A 23,540-nucleotide genomic window follows, 5' to 3' on the forward strand; every position below is an offset into this window, starting at 1 on the left:
TCGAGGTCGGCCTGAAGGCGGTCTGCACGGGAGGCGGTCCTCAAGCGGACCGCCTCGCCCGCTCACCGTGCGGTGGCGCAGACCCTCAACCGCCCCACCGGTATCCGTCGCCGAAGAGGAGCGTGTGCTCCAGGACGTCCTCCATCGGGTCGTCGATCTGGCCGGTGTTGACCAGCGCGACCACGGGTGCGTTGTGCGAGTTCTCGTGCGTCTCGTCGGCGTGTGCCGTGCCGGAGCACAGGACGGCCGGTGCGGCTGCCACTGCTGCGACCAGGGTCCAACGGGACGTCTTCTGCACCCGATTGCCGTTCACTGCGGCCTCCTTGGAGCGTGCGCGTACGGGTCCGCGGTCGCGGCCCGCTCACGGGGTGTAACCCGGGCGCGGTCAGGAAGTCACCGATCGTAACCGACGATCATACGAACGGGTTGTCGCCCCCCTCGTCGCCCTCGCCGCTGGTCAATGAGGGGGTGACCGTCGAGGGGCCGCTCATCAACAACTTCGGTCTGCCGACCGTGTTGTGAGGCGCGGTGCGGTGTGGTGCGGTGCCGCCGAGGTCAGGCGCGCAGTTCTGGTGGGAATCCCGTCCAGCGCAGTTCTTCGGGGAGGTGTCGCATGTCGTTGTAGAGCGCCAGTGCGGCGGGGCGGCCGGGGGTGTAACGGATGACCGTCAGGGCCGCGTTGCAGTGGTTCAGGCCCAGCCAGCGTGCGGGTGGGGCGTCGAGTGCGGCGCGGACCAGCCAGGCGGTCAGGAAGTTGTGCGTGACGAGGAGTTCGTGGCGCGCCGCGTCGCCGGGGACGGGGCCGGTGAAGCGGGTCAGTGCCTCGGCGGCCAGGGCGGGGCCGTCCTCGCGTTCCGCCGCGGGGAACTGGGCCAGGCGCTCCAGTGTCGCGTCGGCCGTTTCCGGGGGCAGCTCTTCCTTGTACGGGATGTAGGGGAGGTAGTCGCCCGCCGGGGCCGAGCGGATCAGGGGGGCGTTGCTCTTCAGCCGGTCGGATATCAGGGCGGCGGTCTGTTCGGCCCGGGGGAGCGGGCCGTGGTGGATCGCCGCGAAGGGGATGTCGCGGAGTCGCTCGCCGAGCAGGACCGCCTGCCTGAGGCCTGCCTGCGTCAGCCCGCTCTCGTCGGGCGTGGCCTCGCCGTGCCGGGTGATGTAGAGGTGGCGCGTGGCGGTCGGGTCGGTCGGGTCGGTCGCGGGAGTGATCATGCGGGGAGGGACGCGCTCGCGTTCCGTACCGGTTCCGGCCGCCCCGAACGGAAGAGCCCTGCACAGGTCCCCGCAAAGCCATCCGTAAGGTGGCCGGACACCACCGAAGAGGAGCGTGACATGTCCGCCGCCGAACGGAATTCTTCCGCCCTGCTGGGTCTCGACGCCATCAAGGGTGACCTCGCCGCCCTCTACCGCGATCTGCACGCCCATCCGGAACTCTCCTTCGAGGAGCACCGCACCGCCGCCGAAGCCGCCCGCCGCGCCGCCTCCTACGGGTACGAGGTCACGACCGGCGTCGGCCGCACCGGTGTGGTCGCCGTCCTGGAGAACGGCGCCGGGCCGACCGTCCTCCTCCGTGCCGACATGGACGGGCTGCCCGTCACCGAGCGGACCGGGCTGCCGTACGCCTCCGGCAACGACGGCGTGATGCACGCGTGCGGGCACGACATGCACGTCACCTGTCTGCTGGGCGCGCTGAAGCTGCTCGCGGACGCCCGCGCCGACTGGTCGGGCCGGATCGTCGGGGTCTTCCAGCCCGCAGAGGAGGTCGCGAAGGGTGCGCAGGCGATGGTCCAGGACGGCTTCTACGAGCGGTTCGGCGTGCCGGACGTCGTGCTCGGGCAGCACGTCGCGCCGCTGCCCGCCGGGATGATCGGCGCGCACCCCGGGCCCGCCTTCGCGGCGACCGACTCCCTGCGCGTGCGGATGTTCGGCAAGGGCGCGCACGGCTCGCGCCCCGAGGCGTCGATCGACCCCGTGGTGATGGCCGCCGCGACCGTGATGCGGCTGCAGACGATCGTGTCCCGGGAGATCGCGGGCGGCGAGACGGCCGTGGTGACCGTCGGCTCGCTCCGGGCCGGGACGAAGGAGAACATCATTCCCGACGAGGCCGAGCTGAAGATCAACATCCGGACGTACACGCCCGAGGTGCGTACGAAGGTCCTCGCCGCCGTCGAGCGCATCGTCAAGGGCGAGGCGGTCACGGCGGGGGCGGAGCGGGAGCCCGAGATCACGGAGATCGACTCCTTCCCCGTGCTCTACAACGACGCCGACGCGGTGGAGCGGACGACGGCTGCCATCGGCGCGGCGATCGGGGAGGAGCGCGTCTTCGACCCCGGGCCGGTGACCGGCAGCGAGGACGTCGGGTACTTCGCGACCTCGGCGGAGCGTGAAGTCCCGCTCTGCTACTGGCTGTTCGGCGGCGCCGACCCGGCGGAGGTCGCGGCCGCCCAGAAGGCTGGCACCTTCGAGCGGGACATTCCGTCCAACCACTCGCCGTTCTTCGCGCCGCTCGTCGAGCCGACCCTCACCACCGGGGTCACCGCGCTGACGACGGGCGCGCTGGCGTGGCTGGGCGGTCGGCCGTCACAGTGACGGCCGACCGCGACCAGCGGACGGGGGAGGGGGCGACGAGGGCTCAGGCCTCGTCGCCGCCGTCCTCCAGATTGCCCTCGGTCTCCAGGTAGGCCTGCCGCAGCGCTTCGAGCACCGCCGGGTCCGGCTTCGCCCACATGCCGCGCGACTCCGCCTCCAGGAGGCGCTCCGCGATGCCGTGCAGGGCCCAGGGGTTGGCCTCCTGGAGGAACTCGCGGTTCGTCGGGTCCAGGACGTACGTCTCGGTGAGCTTGTCGTACATCCAGTCGGCGACGACACCCGTCGTGGCGTCGTACCCGAACAAGTAGTCCACGGTGGCGGCGAGTTCGAAGGCACCCTTGTAACCGTGACGGCGCATCGCCTCGATCCACTTCGGGTTGACCACGCGCGCGCGGAACACCCGCGAGGTCTCCTCCACCAGCGTGCGCGTGCGGACCGTCTCGGGGCGCGTCGAGTCCCCGATGTACGCCTCCGGGGCCGTGCCCCGCAGCGCGCGCACGGTCGCCACCATGCCGCCGTGGTACTGGAAGTAGTCGTCGGAGTCCGCGATGTCGTGCTCACGGGTGTCCGTGTTCTTCGCGGCCACGGCGATGCGCTTGTACGCCGTCTCCATCTCCGCGCGGGCCGGGCGGCCTTCGAGCCCGCGGCCGTACGCGTAACCGCCCCACACCGTGTAGACCTCGGCGAGGTCCGCGTCGGTGCGCCAGTCGCGGGAGTCGATGAGCTGGAGCAGGCCCGCGCCGTACGTGCCGGGGCGCGAACCGAAGATGCGGGTGGTGGCCCGGCGCTCGTCGCCGTGCTCGGCGAGGTCGGCCTGGGCGTGGGCGCGCACGTAGTTGCGGTCGGCGGGCTCCTCCAGGGAGGCGGCGAGCCGCACCGCGTCGTCGAGCAGGCCGATCGTGTGCGGGAACGCGTCGCGGAAGAAGCCCGAGATGCGCAGCGTCACATCGATGCGCGGGCGGCCCAACTCCTCGTACGGGATGGCCTCCAGGCCGGTGACGCGGCGTGACGCGTCGTCCCAGACGGGGCGGATGCCGAGCAGCGCCATCGCCTCGGCGACGTCGTCGCCCGCGGTGCGCATCGCGCTCGTGCCCCACAGGGACAGGCCCACGGAGGTGGGGTAGTCGCCGTTGTCCTGCTGGTAGCGCTCGACGAGGGAGTCGGCCAGGGCCTGGCCCGTCTCCCACGCGAGGCGGGAGGGGACGGCCTTCGGGTCGACCGAGTAGAAGTTCCGGCCGGTCGGCAGGACGTTGACCAGGCCGCGCAGCGGGGAGCCCGACGGGCCCGCCGGGACGAAGCCGCCGTTCAGGGCGTGCACGGAGTGGTCGAGCTCGGCGGTGGTGGCCGCGAGGCGCGGCACGACCTCGCGGGCCGCGAACTCCAGGATGGCGGCGACCTGGTCGCCGTGGTCCGCGGCCACGGAGGCCACGGCCGCCGGGTCCCAGTCCGCGTCGTCCATCGCCTGGACCAGGGCGCGGGCCTTGTCCTCGGCCTCGTCGGCGGTGACGCGCGTCGCCGCCGACTCGTCGAGGCCGAGCGCCTCGCGCAGGCCAGGCAGCGCGGTCGTGCCGCCCCAGATCTGGCGGGCGCGCAACACGGCGAGCACGAGGTTCACGCGGTCGGCGCCCGCGGGCGGGTTGCCCAGGACGTGCAGACCGTCGCGGATCTGCATGTCCTTGATCTCGCAGAGCCAGCCGTCGACGTGCAGCAGGAAGTCGTCGAAGCCGTCGTCGTCCGGGCGGTGCTCGAGACCCAGGTCGTGGTCGAGCTTGGCGGCCTGGATGAGCGTCCAGATCTGCGCGCGGATCGCCGGGAGCTTCGCCGGGTCCATGGAGCTGATCTGGGCGTACTCGTCGAGGAGCTGCTCCAGGCGCGCGATGTCGCCGTAGGAGTCGGCGCGCGCCATCGGCGGCACCAGGTGGTCGATGAGCGTGGCGTGCACGCGGCGCTTGGCCTGCGTGCCCTCGCCCGGGTCGTTTACCAGGAAGGGGTAGATCAGGGGCAGGTCGCCGAGCGCGGCGTCGGGGCCGCACGCCGCGGAGAGGCCCGCGTTCTTGCCGGGCAGCCACTCCAGGTTGCCGTGCTTGCCCAGGTGGATCATCGCGTCGGCGCCGAAGCCGTTGTCGGACGCGGGCGCCGCGATCCAGCGGTAGGCGGCCAAGTAGTGGTGCGACGGCGGCAGATCGGGGTCGTGGTAGATCGCGATCGGGTTCTCGCCGAAGCCGCGCGGCGGCTGGATCAGGATGAGGAGGTTCTCGCGGCGCAGGGCCGCGAGCACGATGTCGCCCTCCGGGTCGCCGCCCTGGCCGACGCGGGACCGGTCGAGGAACATCTCGCCGGGCGGCGGGCCCCAGTGCTGCTCGACGGAGTCGCGCAGCTCCTGCGGCAGCGTCGCGTACCACCGCTTGTAGTCGGCGGCCGGGATGCGCACGGGGTTGGCGGCGAGCTGCTCCTCGGTGAGCCAGTCCTGGTCGTGGCCGCCCGCGTCGATGAGCGCGCGGATCAGCTCGTCGCCGTCGCCGGAGACCAGGCCGGGGATGTCGGCCTCGGGGCCGAAGTCGTACCCCTCGGCACGGAGCCGGCGAAGCAGCTCGACGGCGGATGCCGGAGTGTCCAGGCCGACCGCGTTGCCGATGCGGGAGTGCTTCGTCGGGTACGCGGACAGCACCAGGGCGATGCGCTTGTCGGCGGCCGGGATGTGCTTGAGGCGCGCGTGGCGCACGGCGATACCGGCGACGCGGGCCGCGCGCTCGGCGTCGGCGACGTACGCGGGCAGACCGTCCTCGTCGATCTCCTTGAAGGAGAAGGGGACCGTGATCAGGCGGCCGTCGAACTCAGGCACCGCGATCTGGCTCGCGGCGTCGAGCGGCGAGACGCCCTCGTCGTTCTCCTGCCAGGCCGAACGCGACCCGGTCAGGCAGAGCGCCTGCAGGATCGGCACGTCCAGTCCGGTCAGCGCGCCCGCGTCCCACGACTCGTCGTCGCCGCCCGCGGAGGCCTCGGCGGGCTTGGTGCCACCGGCCGCGAGGACCGTCGTCACGATGGTGTCGGCGGCCCGCAGCGCGTCGATCAGCTCGGGCTCGGGGGCACGCAGCGAGGCCACGTACAGCGGCAGCGCCCGGGCGCCCGCGTCCTCGATCGCGCCGCACAGCGCGTCCACGAACGCGGTGTTGCCGCTCATGTGGTGGGCGCGGTAGTAGAGCACCGCCACGGTCGGGCCCTCCACGGCGCGGGCCGTGCGCTCCAGCGGGCCCCACGACGGGGCGGGCGCGGGCGGCTCGAAGCCGTGGCCGGTGAGCAGCACGGTGTCGGAGAGGAAGCGGGCCAGCTGCTCCAGGTTCGCGGGGCCGCCGTGCGCCAGGTAGGCGTGCGCCTCGGCGGCGATGCCGACCGGCACGGTCGAGGAGGCCATGAGCTGGGCGTCGGGTGCCTGTTCACCGGTGAGCACGACCACCGGGAGACCGGTGGCGATGAGCTGGTCCAGGCCGTCCTGCCAGGCACGGACGCCGCCGAGGAGGCGTACGACGACGAGGTCCACGCCGTCCAGCAGCGCGGGCAGTCCTTCGAGGTCAAGACGGGAGGGATTGGCGAACCGGTAGTCGACCGGACCCCCCGCCGCGCGGGCGCTGAGCAGGTCGGTGTCGGAGGTCGACAACAGCAGAAGCATGCGGGCGCAGGCCTTCCTCGGGGTGTCCGCGCCCCGGGTGGTCGTATGGACGGCAGGAGTTCCTGGCTCGCCCCACTCGGGTGGGGCTCACAGTGGCGGGACCGCGCCGGATTCGCACCGGGCTTCCTCCTTCGGGTCCTGGTGGACCCACGCCGTCGCTGGCGTCGACGGACCTGGCGGCCCGCCGCCTGCATAGTAAGTCCTGCCCGCGGTCGGCGGGGCGGCCACCTGCCAGAACGGTCCGTCTCGGGAGGCGACCCGCCGGATCCGCGTGGGTATGCTCGCCGCCATGCCGCCCACCCCAGCACCCTCCCCAGACCAGGGCGAATCCCCCATACGCGACCGGGGTGACGCCTGCCCCGGAGCCCTCCGCCTGCACCGCGCCGACGACGGCTTCCTCGCCCGACTCCGGCTGCCCGCAGGTCTTTTGACGACACGTCAGGCCGAGGCGCTGGTCACCGCGGCGGAGCGTCTTGCGGACGGCTGCCTCAGCATCACCTCGCGCGGCAACATCGAGCTGCGGGGCCTCGGCGAGACCAGCGGCGGCGAACTCTCCGCGCTGCTCTCGACAGCGGGCCTGCTCCCCTCCGAGCGGCACGAGCGCATCCGCAACGTGGTGGCGTCACCGCTCGCGGGCATCGACCGAATCGGCCGTGGTGACGTGCAGTTGTGGGCCCGTGAGCTGGACGGACTCCTGTGTTCCGAGGACTGGACCGCTGAGCTCTCGGGCCGCTTCCTCTTCGCCCTGGACGACGGGCGCGGGGACGTCGTCGGCCTCGGCGGCGATGTGACCTTGATCGCAGAATCGGGCGGGACGGCGGTCGTCCGCGTCGGCGGCCTGGCGTTCCGGGTCGCCGGAGTCGACGCCCCCCGCGCCGCGCTCACCGCCGCGGGCGCCTTCCACGCCGCCGCGACCGCCGCGGGCAACGGCGCCTGGCGGGTGGGGGAGCTGCCCCGCGAGCAGCGCGTGGACCTCGCAGGAGCACTGGAGCGCGCGGGCATCGACGCCGTGCGCGCCGAGCCCTGGACCGTCTCCCGAAGCGCCCCGCAGGCACCCGGGGCGATCGGCGACGCCGTCGTCGTGAGCGCCCCCCTCGGCCGCGTCACCGCCGCCGAGTGGCGGGCCCTCCTGCCGCTGCCCGCCGACGAACTGCGCGTCACGCCCTGGCGCGGCTTCGTCGTCCCCGGCTTCGCCGACGAATCCGCGGCCCGCGAGCGCCTCGCCGTGCTCGCCGACGCCGGGCACATCACCGACGCCGCATCGCCCTGGCTGGGCGTCGGCGCCTGCACCGGACGCCCCGGCTGCGCCAAGTCCCTCTCCGACGTACGCGCCGACGCCGTCCCCGGCCTCGGCGGCCTGCCCGTCCACTGGTCCGGCTGCGAACGCCGCTGCGGGCACCCGTGGGGCGACTGGGTCGACGTCCTCGCCACCGGCGACGGGCAGTACGAGGTGACGGTGCGCGTCCCCGGCGAGGACCGGACGCCTCTGACGGGCGGCACATTGACCGAGCAGGTCACCACGGCACGTACCACCACGAAACCAACGGCCACGAGATGAGCGAGAGCACAGTGTTCGACTACGAGAAGGACGGCGCGGCGATCTACCGCGAGTCCTTTGCCACCATCCGCGCGGAGGCGGACCTCCAAGGCCTGCCCGCCGACGTCAGCCAGGTCGCGGTCCGGATGATCCACGCCTGCGGGATGGTCGACCTCGTGCGCGACCTCTCCTACAGCCCGCGCGTGATCGCCGACGCCCGCAAGGCGCTGCGCGACGGCGCGCCGATCCTCTGCGACGCGAACATGGTCGCGAGCGGTGTCACGCGCAAGCGGCTGCCCGCCGACAACGAGGTGATCTGCACCCTCGCCGACCCGTCCGTGCCCGACCTCGCGGCCCAGCTCGGCACCACCCGCAGCGCCGCCGCCCTCGAACTCTGGCGCGACCGCCTCGAAGGCTCGGTCGTCGCCATCGGCAACGCGCCCACCGCGCTCTTCCGCCTCCTGGAGATGATCGAGGAGGGCGCGCCGCGCCCGGCCGCCGTCCTCGGCATCCCGGTCGGCTTCGTCGGCGCCGCCGAGTCCAAGGACGCGCTCGCCGAGCACACCTCCGGTCTGGAGTACCTGGTCGTACGGGGACGTCGCGGCGGCAGCGCGATGGCCGCGGCGGCGATCAACGCGATTGCGAGCGAAGCGGAATGAGCGGCGTACCCACCGAACAGCGCCCGCAGGGGCGGCTCTACGGCGTCGGCCTCGGCCCCGGCGACCCGTCGCTGATGACCCTGCGCGCCGTGGAGGTCATCGCCGCCGCCGACGTGGTCGCGTACCACTCCGCCCGGCACGGCCGCTCCATCGCCCGCTCGATCGCGGCCGCGCACATCCGCGCCGACCACATCGAGGAAGCGCTGGTCTACCCCGTCACCACGGAGAGCACCGACCACCCCGGCGGCTACCGCGGCGCCCTCGACGACTTCTACGAAGTGGCCGCGGCCCGGCTCGCCGCCCACCTCGACGCGGGCCGCACGGTCGCCGTCCTCGCCGAGGGCGACCCGCTCTTCTACGGCTCCTACCAGCACATGCACAAGCGCCTCGCGCACCGCTACGAGACCGAGGTGATCCCCGGCGTCACCTCGGTGAGCGCCGCGGCCGCCCGGCTCGGCGAGCCCCTGGTGGAGGCCGAGGAAGTCCTCACGGTCCTGCCCGGCACCCTCCCCGAGGAGGAGCTGGCCGCGCGCCTCGCGGCGACGGACTCGGCGGTCGTCATGAAGCTCGGCCGCACGTTCGGGAAGGTGCGGGGCGCCCTGGAGCGCGCGGGCCGCCTCGACGAGGCGCGCTACGTCGAGCGGGCCACCATGGCGGGCGAGCGCACCGGCCGCCTCGCCGAGGTGGACCCGGATTCGGTGCCCTACTTCTCGGTGGCGGTGCTCCCGAGCCGGGTCGCGCCGCTGACTGGAGGCCCCGTGCCCGCCCCCGCGGAGGAGACCCCGGAGCGCGGCGAGGTCGTCGTGGTCGGCACGGGCCCCGCGGGCCCGCTGTGGCTGACGCCCGAGACGCGCGGCGCGCTCGCCGCCGCCGACGACGTGGTCGGCTACACCACGTACGTCGACCGGGTGCCGCACCGGCCCGGCCAGCGGCGGCACGGTTCCGACAACCGCGTGGAGTCCGAGCGCGCCGAGTTCGCCCTGGAGCTCGCGCGGCGCGGGCGGCGCGTCGCGGTCGTCTCCGGCGGCGACCCCGGCGTCTTCGCGATGGCCACGGCCGTCCTGGAGGTCGCCTCGCAGGACCTCTTCGCCGACGTCCCGGTCCGGGTGCTCCCCGGAGTGACCGCCGCGAACGCCGCGGCGGCCCGCGCGGGCGCGCCGCTCGGCCACGACTACGCGACCCTCTCCCTTTCGGACCGCCTCAAGCCGTGGGAGGTCATCGCGGAGCGGCTGGCCGCGGCGGCCTCCGCCGACCTGGTCCTCGCGCTCTACAACCCGGGCTCGCGGAGCCGCAACTGGCAGGTGGGCAAGGCGCGGGAGCTTCTGCTGGAGCACCGGACGCCGGATACGCCCGTGGTGCTCGGCAGGGACGTCGGGGGTCCCGAGGAGAGCGTGCGGGTGGTGCGCCTCGGTGACCTTGATCCGTCGGAGGTCGACATGCGTACGCTCCTGATCGTCGGCTCCTCCCAGACCCAGTGGGTCAAGCGGCGCGGGGGCGGGGAGCAGATCGTCTGGACGCCGCGGAGGTATCCCGAGGGGTAGGCCTGTTGTGCGTCGCCTGCGGGCGCGTAGTGGTTGCTCGCGCAGTTCCCCGCGCCCCTTACGGGGCGCGGACCCGCGCTTTTAGGGGCGCGGGGAACTGCGCGACCAGCCACATGGGACCCGCACCTAGCCGCGCAGCGTACACACCCAGGCAATCGCTGCCTCCGGCGTGGCGACGCAGGCGATGCCCTCCGGCCCGGCGGGCCGCCGGACGACCACCACCGGCACCCCCGCCTCGCGCGCAGCGACCAGCTTCGGCGACGTCGCAACGCCCCCGCTGTCCTTCGTCACCACCACGTCGACGCGGTGGCGGCGCAGCAGTTCGCGCTCCCCTTCGAGCGTGAACGGGCCCCGGTCGAGGAGCACCTCCATGCGCGCGGGGAACGGCGGCTCGGGCGCGTCGACGGAACGTACGAGGAACCAGAGACCAGCCAGTTCAGGCCCGGCGAAAGAGGCAAGCCCCAGCCGCCCGGTGGTGAGAAACACGCGCTGCCCCAGCGCGGGCAGTACCCGTGCCGCCTCCTCCAGGGAGCCGACCGGGTGCCAGTCGTCACCCTCTTCCGCGACCCAGCCGGGCCGCCGCAGGGCGAGCAGGGGAACATGGGCGAGCGCGGCGGCCTTCGCCGCGTTGAACGAGATCGTCCCGGCGAAAGGATGGGTGGCGTCGATGAGCGCGTCCACGTGGTGCTCGGCCAGCCACGCCGCCAGCCCCTCGGCCCCGCCGAAGCCGCCGACGCGCACCTCGCCGGGTGGCAGCCGGGGCGCCGCGACCCGGCCCGCCAGGGAACTGGTCACCCGCACCCCCGCCTCGTCGACGAGGAGCTCCGCCAGACGGCGGCCCTCGGTCGTTCCCCCCAGAATCAGTACGTGCACGGAGTTCGGTTTCCTTCATGAGTGAGGCAGCTAAGGCCAAGGGCGGGCGCAGCGCCCAACTCAAGCACACCGGTCTGCGGTCCGGCTGGACGACCGGTGCCTGCGCGACCGCCGCCACGACGGCCGCGTACACGGCGCTGCTCACCGGCGACTTCCCCGACCCGGTGACCATCACGCTGCCCAAGGGCCAGACGCCCGCCTTCGCGCTCGCCGCCGAGGAACTGGGCGCTTCCCACGCCATGGCGGGGATCGTGAAGGACGCGGGCGACGACCCGGACGTCACCCACGGCGCGCTGGTGCGGTCCACGGTGCGGCGGCTGCACGCCGGTGCGGGCGTCGTCTTCAAGGCGGGCCCCGGCGTGGGCACCGTCACCCGCCCCGGGCTGCCCCTGGACGTCGGCGAGCCCGCGGTCAACCCCGTGCCGCGGCAGCTGATGCGGGACCACGTGGCGCAGGTCGCCGCCCGCGCAGGGGCCACGCCGGACGTCGAGATCACCCTCTCCGTCGACCACGGCGAGGAGATCGCCCGCTCCACCTGGAACCCGCGCCTGGGCATCCTCGGCGGCCTGTCCATCCTCGGGACGACCGGCATCGTCGTCCCCTACTCCTGCTCGGCGTGGATCGACTCGATCCGGCGCGGCGTGGACGTGGCGCGGGCGGCCGGGCGTACGCATGTGGCCGGATGCACCGGGTCGACGTCGGAGAAGACGGTCGTCGCCGAGTACCAGCTGCCGGAGGACGCGCTGCTCGACATGGGGGACTTCGCGGGCGCGGTCCTCAAGTACGTGCGCCGCCATCCCGTCGACCGGCTCACCATCTGCGGCGGCTTCGCCAAACTGTCGAAGCTTGCGGCGGGCCACCTGGACCTGCACTCGGCCCGCTCCCAGGTCGACAAGGGGTTCCTGGCCCGCCTCGCCCGGCGCGGCGGCGCCTCCGAGGAGCTGGCGGCGCGGATCGCCGACGCCAACACGGGCCTCGCCGCACTGCAGTTGTGCGCGGCGGCCGGGGTGCCGCTCGGCGATCTGGTGGCGGAGACGGCCCGTGACGAGGCCCTCGGGGTACTGCGGGGAGCCCCGGTCGTGGTGGACGTCATCTGCATCGACCGGGCGGGGACCGTCGTGGGGCGCAGCGCCCTCAAGTGACGGGGGCGGTGTCGCCGCCCGTCGCCGCGGCCCGGCGCCGCATCCCCGAGGCCGTGAACGCCGCCGCCGTCGCCGTGGCGGCGACCACGAGCGCGGCGACCGCCGGCGCGCCCCCGACCGGCGCGTTGGTCTGCGGCGCGGCGAACCCGCCGGGCGCCGCGTACACCACGAGCCGGTCGCCCGGCTCCGCACCCGCCGGGCACGCGTCGCCCACCGGGAAGAAGTCCGACTCCCGCAGGGGCCTTTCGAGCTCCGCGCCGTCGGGCCCGCGCAGCGAGCACTCCCACCACGTGCCGGTGACGTTGCCGGCCGGACCGTTCCTCTCGTGCCGTACGGCTTTGGTGACCACGGTCTCCACCGGCTCACCCCATACGTCGAGCACGGCCTGGTCGAGGAAGGCCAGCAGCCCCAGGGCGAGCAGGCACTGTGCGAGCGCGGCCGCGCCGAACTGCCAGGCGCCGAGGAAGATGAAGCACACGGGGACCAGCGCGAACCCCGTGGCCAGGAGCGGCAGCCCCGCGACGACGGGCACCAGGGGGTGCGGCCACCACGTGGGCACGAGGACCACGGTGACCACCGCGAGGCCGCACATCAGAACCGAGGCGGCGATCCCTGTCAGCGCGCCGACCGTCCGTAACCAGGCTCTGCCGCCCGCCGAAGCTTCCACCGACATCCGCACCGGCACCTCCGCCGCTCCGGGCGGCCGGGACCGTCAGCACACGTGACGGTCCCGTTCCGCCGAGTACAAGTGACTGTCACGGAACTGCGAGGCCCCCAGCGTCCGCCCCACCATGATGACGGCGGTCCGCACGATGCCCGCCTCCTTAACCTGCCCCGCGATGGACTCCAGCGTGCCCCGCAGGATCACTTCGTCGGGACGGCTGGCGAGGGCGACCACGGCGGTCGGACAGTCGGCGCCGTAGTGCGGCAGGAGCTCCTCCACCACGCGGTCGACGTATCCGGCGGCCAGGTGCAGGACGAGGAGCGCGCCGCTGCGGCCGAGCGTGGCCAGGTCCTCGCCCTCGGGCATGGCCGTCGCGCGCTGGGCGATGCGCGTGAGGATGACGGTCTGGCCGACGGTCGGCACGGTCAGCTCCCGCTTCAGCGCGGCCGCCGCCGCGGCGAACGCGGGGACGCCGGGCACCACTTCATAGGGCACCCCGGCCGCGTCGAGCCGCCGCATCTGCTCCGCGACCGCGCTGAACACGGACGGGTCGCCCGAGTGCAGCCGCGCCACGTCGAGTCCCCGCTCGTGCGCGCGCACCAACTCGGCGGTGATCTCGTCCAGGTTGAGCTGCGCGGTGTCCACGAGCTGCGCCCCGTCCGGGCATTCGGCGAGCAGCTCGCGCGGCACCAGGCTGCCCGCGTACAGGCAGACCTGGCAGGCGGCGATCCGGCGCGCGCCGCGGACCGTGATCAGGTCGGCGGCGCCGGGTCCCGCGCCGATGAAGTACACGGTCATGTGTGGTCAACTCCTGCTGTTCTGTGCCTTGGTTGCCTTGGTGACGGACCATTGGGTGACCGGCATGGCCTGCCGCCAGCCGGTGAAGCCGCCCACGGGGACGGCCTGTGCGACCGCGAGGCGCACCAGCTCGCCGCCGTGGCGCCGGTACCACTCGGTGAGCAGCGCCTCGGACTCCAGCGTGACGGTGTTGGCGACGAGGCGGCCGCCGGGCGGCAAAGCCTCCCACCCGGCGTCGAGGAGGCCGGGCGCGGTGAGGCCGCCGCCGATGAACACGGCGTCCGGCGTGGGGAGTCCGGCGAGCGCGGCCGGTGCGGCGCCGGTGACGACGCGCAGGCCCGGCACGCCGAGCCGTCCGGCGTTGCGGGTGATCCGCTCCGCGCGCACGGCGTTCTTCTCGATGGTGACGGCACGGCACGACGGGTGCGCGCGCAGCCACTCCACGGCGATCGAGCCGGAGCCGCCGCCCACGTCCCAGAGCAGTTCGCCGGGGGCGGGCGCGAGCGCGGCGAGCGTGGCGGCGCGGACGTACCGCTTGGTGAGCTGTCCGTCGCTCTCGTACGCGGCGTCGGGCAGGCCCGGCACGACGCCGAGCCGCAGCGCGTCGGGGGAGCGGCGGCACTCGACCGCGACGACGTTCAGCGCGTCGCCGGGCGTGTGCGACCAGGTGTCGGCGACGCCGTCGTGCGACCGCTCGTCCGCGCCGCCGAGCTGTTCGAGTACGCGCAGCCTGCTCGGTCCGAAGCCCTGCTCGCGCAGCAGGGCGGCGATCTCGGCGGGCGTGGCCGCGTTCGCGCTGAGCACGAGGACGCGGCGGCCGTCGTGCAGCGCCGCGGCGAGCCGCGCGGCCGGGCGGCCGACGACCGTGACGACCTCGGTGTCCTCGACGGGCCAGCCGAGGCGTGCGCAGGCCAGGGAGACGGAGGAGGGGTGCGGGAGCACGTGCAGCGCGGCGGCGCCGAGCTCCTCGGTGAGGGCGCGTCCGATGCCGTAGAACATGGGGTCGCCGCTGGCGAGGACGGCGAGGCGGCGGCCCGCGTGGGCGGCGAGCAGGCTGGGTACCGCGGGCCGGAGCGGGGAGGGCCAGGGCACGCGCTCGCCGGGGCACTGCCCGGCGGGCAGCAGCTCCAGCTGGCGGGGTCCGCCGATGACGACGTCGGCTTCGGCGAGTGCGGCGCGCGAGGCGGCCGGGAGTCCCTCCCAGCCGTCGGCCCCGATCCCGACGACGGCGACGGCCGGTATGTCTGTGGGCGGTGCGGGGGTCACTGCTGGTACCTGACCTCGGGGTTTGGGAAGGGACTGCGCAGCCGCACTCTACTGGGGACCCGGCGCCGTCCTCTTATCGCGAGCTGCTCGGAGCGGTCCGCCATGACCATTTCGATAGTTAGCTTAGGCTAAGCTAACTAACTCATGGATCTTGCTGTCGGGCTCAGCCCCACCCTCCAGGCCCTGGCCACCCGCGTCTCCGGCGCCACCGAGGACGAGCGCCCCGCCCTCCTCGAAGCGTTCTGGAAGGACGTCGAGTCACGCGGTGGCACCCCGCTGATCGAACCGATCGACGGCGACCCCCTGCACCGCGCCGTCACCTTCTTGTGGCGCGGGCACCGGGCCACCCGCCAGGTCCTGCTGCTCGCCAACCGCCTCGTCGACCGCGAACGCCTCGCCGACGCCCTGCTGACCCCGCTGACCGGCACGGACGTCTGGCACCGCACGCTCAGGCTCCGCGCCGACCACCGCGGCACGTACCGCATCGCCGCCGACCTCACGCCCGGCGACCTCCCCGCCGCCCCCGAAGCCCGGCAGCTCCGGCTCCGCGCCCTGTCGGCCCACGCGGCCCACGACCCCCTCAACCCCCGCCGGATAGGTGACCGCTGGGGGCAGCCCGACGGCTCCGTCTTCGCCCTGCCCGACGCGCCCGCCCAACCGTGGACCGAGCGGCGCGACGGCATCCCGCGTGGCCGCGTCGAACGGCACCGCCTGCCCGCGGGCGTGCTCGGCGCCGGGCGCGACGTCTGGGTCCAGCTGCCGCCGGGCGGCCCGCGGCCCGACAGCCCCGTGGTCGTCCTGAGCGACGGCGACATGTGGTTCGGGCGGCTCGCGCTCCAGGACACCCTGGACGCGCTCGTCGCCGACCGGGCCGTACCGCCGCCCGTCGTCCTCGCGCCCGACGCCGTCGACCGCCTCACCCGCTGGCAGGACCTCACCGCCCGCGACGACTACGTCCGGTTCCTCGCCGACGAGGTGCTGCCCTGGGCGGCCGCGCGCTGGCCCCTGACGGCCGACCCGGCCCGCACCGTCGTCGCGGGCCAGAGCCTCGGTGGACTCACCGCCCTGTACGCGGGTCTGCGCAGGCCCGAGCGGTTCGGCGCCGTCCTCGCCCAGTCCCCGTCGCTGTGGTGGCGGCCCGGACTGCCGCACGGCGTACCGAAAACGGTGCCCGCCGAGGAAATCCCCTGGCTCGCCGAACTCTTCGCCGCCGCGACGCCGAGCCCGCCCCTCCGCGTCCACCTCGACGTCGGCCTGCACGAAGGTTCGATGGTCGACCACAGCCGTCTCATGGCCGAGACGTTGGCCGCCCACGGTCACACCGCCTCCCTCACGGAGTTCAACGGCGGTCACGACTACGCCTGTTGGCGCGGCGGCCTCGCCGACGGGCTGGTGCGCCTTCTGGGCGTGGCGAACTTCACGATGACCGGTATAGGGGGCCGTCCGTGTCGCTGTTGGGCTGAACGGGTGACTTGGCGTAAGAATTGGCCGGTGCAGAGAACAAGTACGAGCCAGGACGGGGTGGGCAAGTGAGCAGCAGTCAGCGCCACGACGTCACCGATGAACAGTGGGAAGGGCTCGCCCAGGTCGTACCGCTGCGCAGCCGCAACGAATGGCCTTCCTGGCCGGGGCACCGCGCGCTGCCCGACGCGGAGACCGAGACGCGCCGCCGCTTCGTGGTGATGCGGGTCAACGTCTTCTCGGACGCCCGTGAGGTCGCCGAGACCGTGATGGCCCAGATCCCGGTCCTGCTGGACCTGACCGGCGCCGAGACCGAAGTCGCCAAGCGCGTCCTGGACTTCAGCAGCGGCGTGGTCCTCGGACTCAACTGCGGCATGCACCGGGTCGACAAGAACGTCTTCCTCCTCGCGCCGCCCGGCACGGAGGTCCAGGGCCTGGTGGAGGCGGTCGCGCAGTCCTGACTCAGGCTCTCAGGGGCGCGCAGGGCCCGTACGGCCGTGGCGTGGCGCTTTCGAGCCCTAGCCTCTCGGTGATCCACACGGAGGCTCTTCGACGGGAATCCCCCGATCGTAGGAAGGTCGGTTGGGCGTAACGGTTCGCCGGGAGTAATGCCGCCTACCTTCCGGTCATGACGGTGCATTCCCGCATGTCGGCCGCGGAGCCATCGGCGGTCCAGGACCGGCCGCAGGTCACCGAACTGCGCCTGTCCGCCTTCGCCGGACACCGCGCCACGGTGCTCCCGCTCGGCCCGATGACCTTGCTCTCCGGGCCGAGCGGCAGTGGAAAGTCCAGTGCGCTGGGTGCGTACGAGGCGCTGGCGCGGCTCTGCGCCGGGGCGGAACTGCCCGACGTCTTCGCGGATCCCGTGGCGTGCGTGCCCGAGCGCGCCCGCGCCGACGGCCAGCGACGGCGCGGATTCCGCATCGGCTGCACGGTCGACGGGCCCGCGGGAGCCGTCCGGCTCGACCTCGCCGTGCAGGCCGAGCCCGAACTGCGGGTCGTCGGCGAGCGGCTGACCCGGGGCGGTCTCGTGCTCCTGGAGACGGCGCTGCGGGACCCGGGCCGACGCGTGGTGCAGGCCGCCTGGCACACCGCGGGCGCGGCCCCCGTCACCCGCGCCCCGATGCCGGACGACCGGCTCGGCACGGCGCTCGTGCCGCTGCGCGTCGCGGGCAAGACCGACGGGCAGCGCCTGGTGCTCGCGGCGGCGGAACAGGTCGTGGTCGCCCTGCGCTCGGCGTACGCGTGCGACCCGCGGCCCAGCCGCATGCGCGCCCCCGTCCCCGCGGGCCTCATCGGCTCGGGCCGCCTCCTGGGCGGCTGCGACAACCTCGCCGAAGTCCTGTGGCGCACCCGTGCCGAGTGCGCGGTACGTCACGCGATGCTGGTCTCGGCGGTGCGTTCCGGGTGTGCGGGACCAGTCGCTGACGTCTTTGCCGAGGAGGTGGAGGACGGCGCGGTGGTCGCCTTCATCGACCGGGGCGGCGGTGTGCGCACGCCGCTCGCGCGGCTCGGCGACGGCGAGTTGCGGTACCTGGCGCTGTCGCTGGTCCTGCTCACCGGGCCCGGTGTGCTCGCCGTCGACCCGGTGGCGGAGGTGCCGCTGGCGTACCAGACCCTCACGGTGCTCGCCGACGGGCTCGACCGGCGCCTGGACGCACGGCAGGCGCGCACCCTCGGCGAACTGGCGGCGCGCACCTGCGGGCGCGGGCACATCCGGCTGGTCGGGGCGGTGGGGGACACGTCCTGGGCGGCGGACGCGGGGGCCTCGGTGGTAGACCTGGAACCGTGACGGAACGACTTGATGTGGCGGTACTGCAGCGCAGGCTTGCCGAGTTCGCGGCGGCGCGCGACTGGGAGCAGTACCACACTCCTAAGAACCTGGCCGCGGCGCTCAGCGTGGAGGCCTCCGAACTGGTCGAGATCTTCCAGTGGTTGACCCCCGAGCAGTCGGCCCGGGTGATGGACGACCCGGACACGGCGCCGCGGGTGGCGGACGAGGTCGCCGACGTCCTCGCGTACCTGCTGCAGTTCTGCGAAGTCCTGGGGATCGACGCGCTGGCCGCGCTCGCGGCGAAGATCGAGCGCAACGAGCGGCGCTTCCCGGTGCCGGGGGTCCCTGAATCTCCCTGAACCTCCCTGCGCTTCCCAGGGCCTCCCCGAACCTCCCCGCGCCTCCCGAAGGCACCTCGGAATCCTCCATTCCGGTATTTTCGTCACTCTCCGGAGTGGATGGCTTGTCCAAACTCCACTGTGTGTCCACAGATTTCCGACCTCCCCTGGCTTTTCGCCCGGCTGGGCCTCACTCTGGGTAGTGGACAGGGGAGTTCGGGCAATCGTGCGGCGAGTGCGCGCGGGATGGAGGGGCCGGGTCATGAACGCTATGCGGCTCATCGAGGCGAACCGCCGCGCTCTGGCGAGCAGTCAGGACCCCGCGGACATCGTCGTGGAGGTCTGGCAGTCGCAAGCTCTCGCGCAGGCGATCGGCAGCCACCTCGCGGTAGCGGGGCCTCCTGAGTTACGGGGCGAGGCACTGGGCCTGAGCGAAGTCGGCGGCAGAGCCTGCGGGGTGCTCGACGCCCCACGCCTCGGGACGGAGGACATACGCGCGGCGAGGCTGACGGGGACGGGCGACGCGCACGAGGTCCTGCTCGGGCTCGGCAGGCTCCTCGGCGAGGTCGGCATCGCGCTCGTCGGCGTCGCCATGGGCGCCGAGGACGAGGGGGTGTACTGGCAGTGTATGGAGGCGATCGACGCGGCCGACGAGTCCAGGGACCGTGTGGTGGAGATGCTGCGCAGACTCGCGGTGCGGGAGCAGGGACAGCCCGAGCCCGAGCCCGACTCGGCGGCGGGACCGGCATGAGAAGGCTCCGGGCCGACCCCGCCGCGGGGCAGGGTCGTGGAGGCGGCGTGCGGTGCGGGGGCTGCGGGGGAGCGCCGGTGCGCTCAGCGGCGGCCGGGCTCTTCGCCGCTCTGCTGACGGGTGTCTGCGGAAGAGGCGTCGGAGTCGGGTGGCCCGGCGGGCGCGGCAGATCCGGCGGGCGCGGACTGCTGCAGATCGGCGTCGAGCTGGGTCAGATCCGCGTTGAGCGCTGCCATCAACTCCTCCATCTGCTGCAGCAGGCCCTTGGGTGCGCCCTGCTGGGCGGGCACGGGCGCATCGTGCGCGGCCCCCTGCTCGGGCACGGCTTCCTTGGACATGACGGCCTCCTCGGCCCTCGCCCTCCCGAGGGGGAGAGGCAGTTGGTGCAGGCGACGCCCCGGCAGCGGCCGCCGGTGCGGGTGCCGGGCGGTCCGGCTCCGCCCGAGCCAACGATCATGCGTCGGGCGTGGTCACTGGTGCGGGCCCGGGCCGCCGCCGCGTTGACGGATTTTCACCCGACCGGGGCGGTGGGGGTTCGGCGGGACCGGCGCGGTTGACGGGCGTTCGAGCGTGCAGGATGGAGCCATGGATCTTCGAATCTTCACCGAGCCCCAGCAAGGGGCCACCTACGACACCCTGCTCACCGTCGCCAAGGCCACCGAGGACCTCGGGTTCGACGCCTTCTTCCGCTCGGACCATTACCTCCGCATGGGGTCCGCCGACGGCCTGCCGGGGCCCACGGACGCATGGATCACGCTCGCCGGGCTCGCCAGGGAGACCAAGCGGATCAGGCTGGGCACGCTCATGACGGCCGGTACGTTCCGGCTGCCCGGTGTGCTCGCCATCCAGGTGGCGCAGGTCGACCAGATGTCGGGCGGCCGGGTCGAACTGGGGCTGGGCGCGGGCTGGTTCGAGGACGAGCACAAGGCGTACGGCATTCCCTTCCCCAAGGAGAAGTTCGCACGCCTCGAGGAGCAGCTGGAGATCGTCACCGGGCTGTGGGGCACGGAGGTCGGCCAGACGTTCAGCCACGACGGCAAGCACTACCAGCTCACCGACTCCCCGGCCCTCCCCAAGCCCGCCCAGGGCAAGGTGCCGGTCCTGATCGGCGGCCACGGCGCGAAGCGCACCCCGCGCCTCGCCGCGCAGTACGCCGACGAGTTCAACATCCCCTTCGCCTCGGTCGAGGACAGCGAGCGGCAGTTCGGCCGGGTTCGCGCCGCCGCCGAGCAGGCCGGACGCAAGGGCGGCGACCTGGTGTACTCCAGCGCGCTTGTGGTGTGCGTCGGCAAGGACGACGCGGAGGTCGCCCGGCGTGCGGCGGCGATCGGCCGCGACGTGGACGACCTCAAGGCGAACGGCCTCGCGGGCTCTCCCGCCGAGGTCGTCGACAAGATCGGGCGGTACGAGGCGATCGGCGCGAGCCGCATCTACCTCCAGTGCCTGGACCTGGCCGACCTGGACCACCTGGAGATCATCTCCTCGCAGGTGCAGTCGCAGCTGTCGTAGACCATCGGTCGGCCCCTGTACGTGGCCGCCGGGCTCACCCCTCCGGTGCCCGGCGGCCACTTTGCGTGGTGGGGGCCATGCGGAGTTTGTGAACTTGTGAGGGGTCTATGTGCAGGCGGACAGTCGGATAAACCTGTGAGGCAGCAAGATCGCTGCATCGAGGTAACTGAGCAACATTTCCAGGCGAGTTGGGCGAACCGGCCGTTAGCGTTCCCAACGGATCCGGGCGGAATCCCGGATTCACCCACGTATCTCCTCATCTCGTAAGGAGAGCTCGCCCGATGACCGTTGAGACCAGCCCGCAAGAGCGGCTGGAGCCTGCTCCGCGGACCAGCCTGAGCACCGAGGCGGCCCGCAACCTCACCACCACGACCAAGTCCGCCCCGCAGATGCAGGAGATCACCTCCCGGTGGCTGCTGCGGATGCTCCCCTGGGTGGAGACCAAGGGCGGCACGTACCGGGTGAACCGGCGGCTGACCTACACCGTCGGAGACGGGTGCATCGAGTTCGTGCAGGACGGCGCCGACGTCCGGGTGGTCCCGCGCGAGCTGGGCGAGCTGGCCCTGCTGCGCGACTTCGACGACGTCGAGGTGCTGACGGCGATCGCCGACCGGTTCGTGCAGCGCGACTTCCGTGCGGGTGAGGTGCTCGTGGAGCGGGGCGCCCCCGCCGAGCAGATCCATCTGATCGCCCACGGCCGGATCAACCAGACCTCCGTCGGCAAGTACGGCGACGAGGTGTCCGTGGCCGTGCTTGCCGACGGAGGCCGGTTCGGCGAGGAAGCCCTGCTGGACGACGACGCGCGGTGGGGGTACACCGCCACGGCGGCCACCTCCGGCACCCTGCTGACCCTGTCCCGCGCCGACTTCGCCGCGCTCACGTCCGCCGCTCCGAGCCTGCGGACCCATCTGCAGGAGTTCGCCGCGCGCTCCGTGCCGCGCCAGACCCGGCACGGCGAGGCCGAGATCGCGATGTCGTCGGGCCACGTCGGCGAGGCGCGGCTGCCGGGCTCCTTCGTGGACTACGAAGCCCGCCCGCGGGAGTACGAACTCTCGGTCGCCCAGACGGTGCTGCGCGTCCACACCAGGGTCGCGGACCTCTACAACGGGCCGATGAACCAGACCGAGGAACAGCTCAGGCTCACCATCGAGGCGCTGCGCGAGCGCCAGGAGCACGAGCTGGTCAACAACCGTGAGTTCGGCCTGCTCCACAACGCCGCCTTCAAGCAGCGGATCCAGCCCCACTCCGGCCCGCCCACCCCGGACGACCTCGACGATCTGCTCTGCCGCAGGCGCGGCACCAAGTTCTTCCTCGCCCACCCCAGGACCATCGCGGCCATCGGCTGGGGCTTCAACGCCCGCGGGCTCTACCCGGACAACGTCGACCTCGGCGGCCAGCTGGTCCCCGCCTGGCGCGGCGTACCGATCCTGCCCTGCAACAAGATTCCCATCTCCGAGGACAACACCAGCTCGATCCTCGCGATGCGTACCGGCGAGGACAACCAGGGAGTCATCGGTCTGCACCAGACCGGGCTGCCGGAGGAGTACGAGCCGGGCCTCTCGGTGCGGTTCATGGGCATGAGCGAGCAGGCGATCATCTCGTACCTGGTCACGGCGTACTACTCGGCCGCCGTTCTGCTGCCCGACGCGCTCGGTGTGCTGGAGAACGTGCAGATCGCCCGCAGGCGCGACTAGCCCGCCCGCCCCGCCCCGCCCCTCCAGTCACCTCACCAAGGAGCTACGGATGCCCGATTCCGGGCTGCCAACCCTGCACCCGAACCCTGCCATGGAAAGGATTCTGCGCGGCCCGAGCGGTCTGGGCACGGCGGGCTTGTACCTGGGCCTGGAGAGGCGGGTGGAGACCGGCTCGCCGGTGGAGTCCGCGGCGCCGGTGCAGTCCGCGGTGCCGGTGGAGCCCGATGTGCCGGTGGAGTCTGCGGTGCCGGTGGAGGCCGATGCTCCCGGGGAGGCCGCCGGTCCGGCGAAAGGGACGCCGATCCCGGGGCTCTACCACCACCCCGTGCAGGAGCCCGACCCGGCGCGGGTGGCGGAGGTCAGCCGACGGATCAAGGCGTGGGCGGTGGACGAGGTCCAGGCGTTCCCGCCCGAGTGGGAGGACCAGTTCGACGGCTTCTCCGTCGGCCGCTACATGGTCGCCTGCCACCCGGACGCCCCCACCGTCGACCACCTGATGATCGCCACCCGCCTGATGGTCGCGGAGAACGCGGTCGACGACTGCTACTGCGAGGACCACGGCGGCTCGCCCGTCGGCCTCGGCAGCCGCCTCCTGCTGGCCCACACGGCCCTCGACGACCTCCACACGACACCGGAGTACGAACCGGCGTGGCGCGAGTCGCTCGAGTCGGACGCCCCGCGCCGCGCCTACCGCTCCGCCATGGCGTACTTCAGCCGCCAGGCCACCGCCTCCCAGGCCGACCGCTTCCGGCACGACATGGCCCGACTGCACCTCGGATACCTCGCCGAGGCCGCGTGGTCCGAGACGGACCACGTACCCGAGGTATGGGAGTACCTGGCGATGCGCCAGTTCAACAACTTCCGCCCCTGTCCCACCATCACCGACACCGTCGGTGGCTATGAACTGCCCGCCGATCTGCACGCGCAGGCGGCCATGCAGCGGGTCATCGCCCTCGCGGGCAACGCCACGACCGTGGTGAACGACCTGTACTCGTACACCAAGGAACTCGAAAGCCCGGGCCGCCATCTGAACCTGCCCGTGGTGATCGCCGAACGGGAGGACGTCTCCGAACGGGACGCCTACCTGAAGGCGGTCGAGGTCCACAACGACCTGATGCACGCCTTCGAGGCCGAAGCCGCCGCCCTGGCGGCCGCCTGCCCCGTGCCGAGCGTGCTGCGCTTCCTCAGGGGAGTGGCCGTCTGGGTCGACGGCAACCACTACTGGCACCAGACCAACACGTACCGCTACAGCCTGCCCGACTTCTGGTAGAGGAGCCGACACC

General features: G+C 73.1%; 21 protein-coding genes and 1 riboswitch. Of the genes, 13 read left to right on the forward strand and 8 right to left on the reverse strand.

Going from position 1 to position 23,540, the window contains the following annotated elements:
* Positions 1-85: 85 nt before the first annotated feature.
* Both AC068B_RS10635 and AC068B_RS10640 read right to left on the reverse strand, forming a co-directional pair.
* The gene (locus AC068B_RS10635; protein WP_478671257.1) at positions 86-274 is read right to left on the reverse strand and encodes a hypothetical protein; all 189 of its coding nucleotides are present in this window, start codon (positions 272-274) and stop codon (positions 86-88) included.
* 281 nt (positions 275-555) lie between these two features.
* Positions 556-1,206 carry a histidine phosphatase family protein gene (locus tag AC068B_RS10640; protein WP_478670552.1) on the reverse strand — a complete coding sequence of 217 codons (651 nt, stop codon included), beginning with the start codon at positions 1,204-1,206 and terminating at the stop codon, positions 556-558.
* 120 nt (positions 1,207-1,326) lie between these two features.
* On the opposite strand from AC068B_RS10640, the gene AC068B_RS10645 reads away from it, so the two are divergent.
* A complete protein-coding gene (locus AC068B_RS10645; protein ID WP_478670554.1) occupies positions 1,327-2,583 on the forward strand; it encodes an amidohydrolase in 1,257 nt (418 codons plus the stop codon).
* 43 nt (positions 2,584-2,626) lie between these two features.
* Here AC068B_RS10645 and cobN read toward each other — a convergent pair whose 3' ends face one another.
* Complete coding sequence (gene cobN, locus AC068B_RS10650) at positions 2,627-6,250, reverse strand: cobaltochelatase subunit CobN (RefSeq protein WP_478670556.1); 3,624 nt, start codon at positions 6,248-6,250, stop codon at positions 2,627-2,629.
* Positions 6,251-6,287: 37 nt separating this feature from the next.
* A riboswitch (cobalamin riboswitch) is annotated at positions 6,288-6,419 on the reverse strand.
* A gap of 120 nt (positions 6,420-6,539) precedes the next feature.
* Here cobN and AC068B_RS10655 point away from each other — a divergent pair.
* Genes AC068B_RS10655 through AC068B_RS10665 form a run of 3 tightly spaced genes read left to right on the forward strand, consistent with a single transcriptional unit; the run spans position 6,540 to position 9,987 of the window.
* Positions 6,540-7,808 carry a cobalamin biosynthesis protein CobG gene (locus tag AC068B_RS10655; protein ID WP_478670558.1) on the forward strand — a complete coding sequence of 423 codons (1,269 nt, stop codon included), beginning with the start codon at positions 6,540-6,542 and terminating at the stop codon, positions 7,806-7,808.
* A gap of 11 nt (positions 7,809-7,819) precedes the next feature.
* Complete coding sequence (locus AC068B_RS10660; RefSeq protein WP_478671259.1) at positions 7,820-8,446, forward strand: precorrin-8X methylmutase; 627 nt, start codon at positions 7,820-7,822, stop codon at positions 8,444-8,446.
* Positions 8,443-9,987 carry a precorrin-2 C(20)-methyltransferase gene (locus AC068B_RS10665; protein ID WP_478670559.1) on the forward strand — a complete coding sequence of 515 codons (1,545 nt, stop codon included), beginning with the start codon at positions 8,443-8,445 and terminating at the stop codon, positions 9,985-9,987. The genes AC068B_RS10660 and AC068B_RS10665 overlap by 4 nt, the downstream gene beginning before the upstream one ends.
* Before the next feature lie 126 nt (positions 9,988-10,113).
* On the opposite strand, the gene AC068B_RS10670 is transcribed toward AC068B_RS10665, so the two are convergent.
* Entirely contained in the window at positions 10,114-10,860 is a 747-nt protein-coding gene (locus AC068B_RS10670; protein WP_478670561.1) for a cobalt-precorrin-6A reductase, read from the reverse strand.
* 17 nt (positions 10,861-10,877) lie between these two features.
* Between AC068B_RS10670 and AC068B_RS10675 the strand changes: the two genes are divergently transcribed.
* The gene (locus tag AC068B_RS10675; protein WP_478670563.1) at positions 10,878-12,002 is read left to right on the forward strand and encodes a cobalt-precorrin-5B (C(1))-methyltransferase; all 1,125 of its coding nucleotides are present in this window, start codon (positions 10,878-10,880) and stop codon (positions 12,000-12,002) included.
* Here AC068B_RS10675 and AC068B_RS10680 read toward each other — a convergent pair.
* Genes AC068B_RS10680 through cbiE form a run of 3 tightly spaced genes read right to left on the reverse strand, consistent with a single transcriptional unit; the run spans position 11,995 to position 14,730 of the window.
* Positions 11,995-12,675: a hypothetical protein gene (locus tag AC068B_RS10680; RefSeq protein ID WP_478670564.1), complete on the reverse strand. Its 681-nt coding sequence runs from the start codon at positions 12,673-12,675 to the stop codon at positions 11,995-11,997. The genes AC068B_RS10675 and AC068B_RS10680 overlap by 8 nt on opposite strands.
* A 39-nt stretch (positions 12,676-12,714) precedes the next feature.
* Entirely contained in the window at positions 12,715-13,464 is a 750-nt protein-coding gene (cobM, locus tag AC068B_RS10685) for a precorrin-4 C(11)-methyltransferase (protein WP_468567431.1), read from the reverse strand.
* Positions 13,465-13,470: 6 nt separating this feature from the next.
* Entirely contained in the window at positions 13,471-14,730 is a 1,260-nt protein-coding gene (gene cbiE, locus AC068B_RS10690) for a precorrin-6y C5,15-methyltransferase (decarboxylating) subunit CbiE (RefSeq protein WP_478670566.1), read from the reverse strand.
* Between the two features lie 144 nt (positions 14,731-14,874).
* Between cbiE and fes the strand changes: the two genes are divergently transcribed.
* The 5 genes from fes to AC068B_RS10715 all read left to right on the forward strand — a co-directional run bounded on the left by fes (position 14,875) and on the right by AC068B_RS10715 (position 19,054).
* Positions 14,875-16,263 carry an enterochelin esterase gene (gene fes, locus AC068B_RS10695; RefSeq protein ID WP_478670567.1) on the forward strand — a complete coding sequence of 463 codons (1,389 nt, stop codon included), beginning with the start codon at positions 14,875-14,877 and terminating at the stop codon, positions 16,261-16,263.
* Positions 16,260-16,652, forward strand: a complete 393-nt coding sequence (locus tag AC068B_RS10700) for a cell division protein SepF (protein WP_055565886.1) — start codon at positions 16,260-16,262, stop codon at positions 16,650-16,652. Before fes ends, AC068B_RS10700 begins: the two co-directional genes overlap by 4 nt.
* 167 nt (positions 16,653-16,819) lie before the next feature.
* A complete protein-coding gene (locus AC068B_RS10705) occupies positions 16,820-17,983 on the forward strand; it encodes an AAA family ATPase (protein ID WP_478670569.1) in 1,164 nt (387 codons plus the stop codon).
* Complete coding sequence (locus tag AC068B_RS10710; protein WP_478670570.1) at positions 17,980-18,324, forward strand: nucleotide pyrophosphohydrolase; 345 nt, start codon at positions 17,980-17,982, stop codon at positions 18,322-18,324. Before AC068B_RS10705 ends, AC068B_RS10710 begins: the two co-directional genes overlap by 4 nt.
* Before the next feature lie 241 nt (positions 18,325-18,565).
* Entirely contained in the window at positions 18,566-19,054 is a 489-nt protein-coding gene (locus AC068B_RS10715; RefSeq protein ID WP_478670572.1) for a DUF6099 family protein, read from the forward strand.
* Positions 19,055-19,137: 83 nt separating this feature from the next.
* On the opposite strand, the gene AC068B_RS10720 is transcribed toward AC068B_RS10715, so the two are convergent.
* Positions 19,138-19,392 carry a hypothetical protein gene (locus tag AC068B_RS10720; RefSeq protein ID WP_478670574.1) on the reverse strand — a complete coding sequence of 85 codons (255 nt, stop codon included), beginning with the start codon at positions 19,390-19,392 and terminating at the stop codon, positions 19,138-19,140.
* Positions 19,393-19,639: 247 nt separating this feature from the next.
* Between AC068B_RS10720 and AC068B_RS10725 the strand changes: the two genes are divergently transcribed.
* The 3 genes from AC068B_RS10725 to AC068B_RS10735 all read left to right on the forward strand — a co-directional run bounded on the left by AC068B_RS10725 (position 19,640) and on the right by AC068B_RS10735 (position 23,527).
* A complete protein-coding gene (locus AC068B_RS10725; RefSeq protein WP_478670575.1) occupies positions 19,640-20,563 on the forward strand; it encodes an LLM class F420-dependent oxidoreductase in 924 nt (307 codons plus the stop codon).
* 281 nt (positions 20,564-20,844) lie between these two features.
* Positions 20,845-22,257 carry a family 2B encapsulin nanocompartment shell protein gene (locus tag AC068B_RS10730; RefSeq protein WP_478670576.1) on the forward strand — a complete coding sequence of 471 codons (1,413 nt, stop codon included), beginning with the start codon at positions 20,845-20,847 and terminating at the stop codon, positions 22,255-22,257.
* Complete coding sequence (locus AC068B_RS10735; protein WP_478670578.1) at positions 22,217-23,527, forward strand: family 2 encapsulin nanocompartment cargo protein terpene cyclase; 1,311 nt, start codon at positions 22,217-22,219, stop codon at positions 23,525-23,527. Before AC068B_RS10730 ends, AC068B_RS10735 begins: the two co-directional genes overlap by 41 nt.
* Positions 23,528-23,540: the final 13 nt, after the last annotated feature.

The sequence above is a fragment of the Streptomyces sp. NPDC042371 genome (assembly GCF_056437465.1).

Excerpts from the sequence above, each read along its gene's own strand:
- AC068B_RS10640 (WP_478670552.1), bottom strand. The coding sequence starts at position 1,206 with ATGATCACTCCCGCGACCGACCCGACCGACCCGACCGCCACGCGCCAC.
- AC068B_RS10645 (WP_478670554.1), top strand. The coding sequence starts at position 1,327 with ATGTCCGCCGCCGAACGGAATTCTTCCGCCCTGCTGGGTCTCGACGCC.
- cobN (WP_478670556.1), bottom strand. The coding sequence starts at position 6,250 with ATGCTTCTGCTGTTGTCGACCTCCGACACCGACCTGCTCAGCGCCCGC.
- AC068B_RS10655 (WP_478670558.1), top strand. The coding sequence starts at position 6,540 with ATGCCGCCCACCCCAGCACCCTCCCCAGACCAGGGCGAATCCCCCATA.
- AC068B_RS10665 (WP_478670559.1), top strand. The coding sequence starts at position 8,443 with ATGAGCGGCGTACCCACCGAACAGCGCCCGCAGGGGCGGCTCTACGGC.
- AC068B_RS10675 (WP_478670563.1), top strand. The coding sequence starts at position 10,878 with ATGAGTGAGGCAGCTAAGGCCAAGGGCGGGCGCAGCGCCCAACTCAAG.
- AC068B_RS10680 (WP_478670564.1), bottom strand. The coding sequence starts at position 12,675 with ATGTCGGTGGAAGCTTCGGCGGGCGGCAGAGCCTGGTTACGGACGGTC.
- cobM (WP_468567431.1), bottom strand. The coding sequence starts at position 13,464 with ATGACCGTGTACTTCATCGGCGCGGGACCCGGCGCCGCCGACCTGATC.
- fes (WP_478670567.1), top strand. The coding sequence starts at position 14,875 with ATGGATCTTGCTGTCGGGCTCAGCCCCACCCTCCAGGCCCTGGCCACC.
- AC068B_RS10705 (WP_478670569.1), top strand. The coding sequence starts at position 16,820 with ATGACGGTGCATTCCCGCATGTCGGCCGCGGAGCCATCGGCGGTCCAG.
- AC068B_RS10715 (WP_478670572.1), top strand. The coding sequence starts at position 18,566 with ATGAACGCTATGCGGCTCATCGAGGCGAACCGCCGCGCTCTGGCGAGC.
- AC068B_RS10720 (WP_478670574.1), bottom strand. The coding sequence starts at position 19,392 with ATGTCCAAGGAAGCCGTGCCCGAGCAGGGGGCCGCGCACGATGCGCCC.
- AC068B_RS10725 (WP_478670575.1), top strand. The coding sequence starts at position 19,640 with ATGGATCTTCGAATCTTCACCGAGCCCCAGCAAGGGGCCACCTACGAC.
- AC068B_RS10730 (WP_478670576.1), top strand. The coding sequence starts at position 20,845 with ATGACCGTTGAGACCAGCCCGCAAGAGCGGCTGGAGCCTGCTCCGCGG.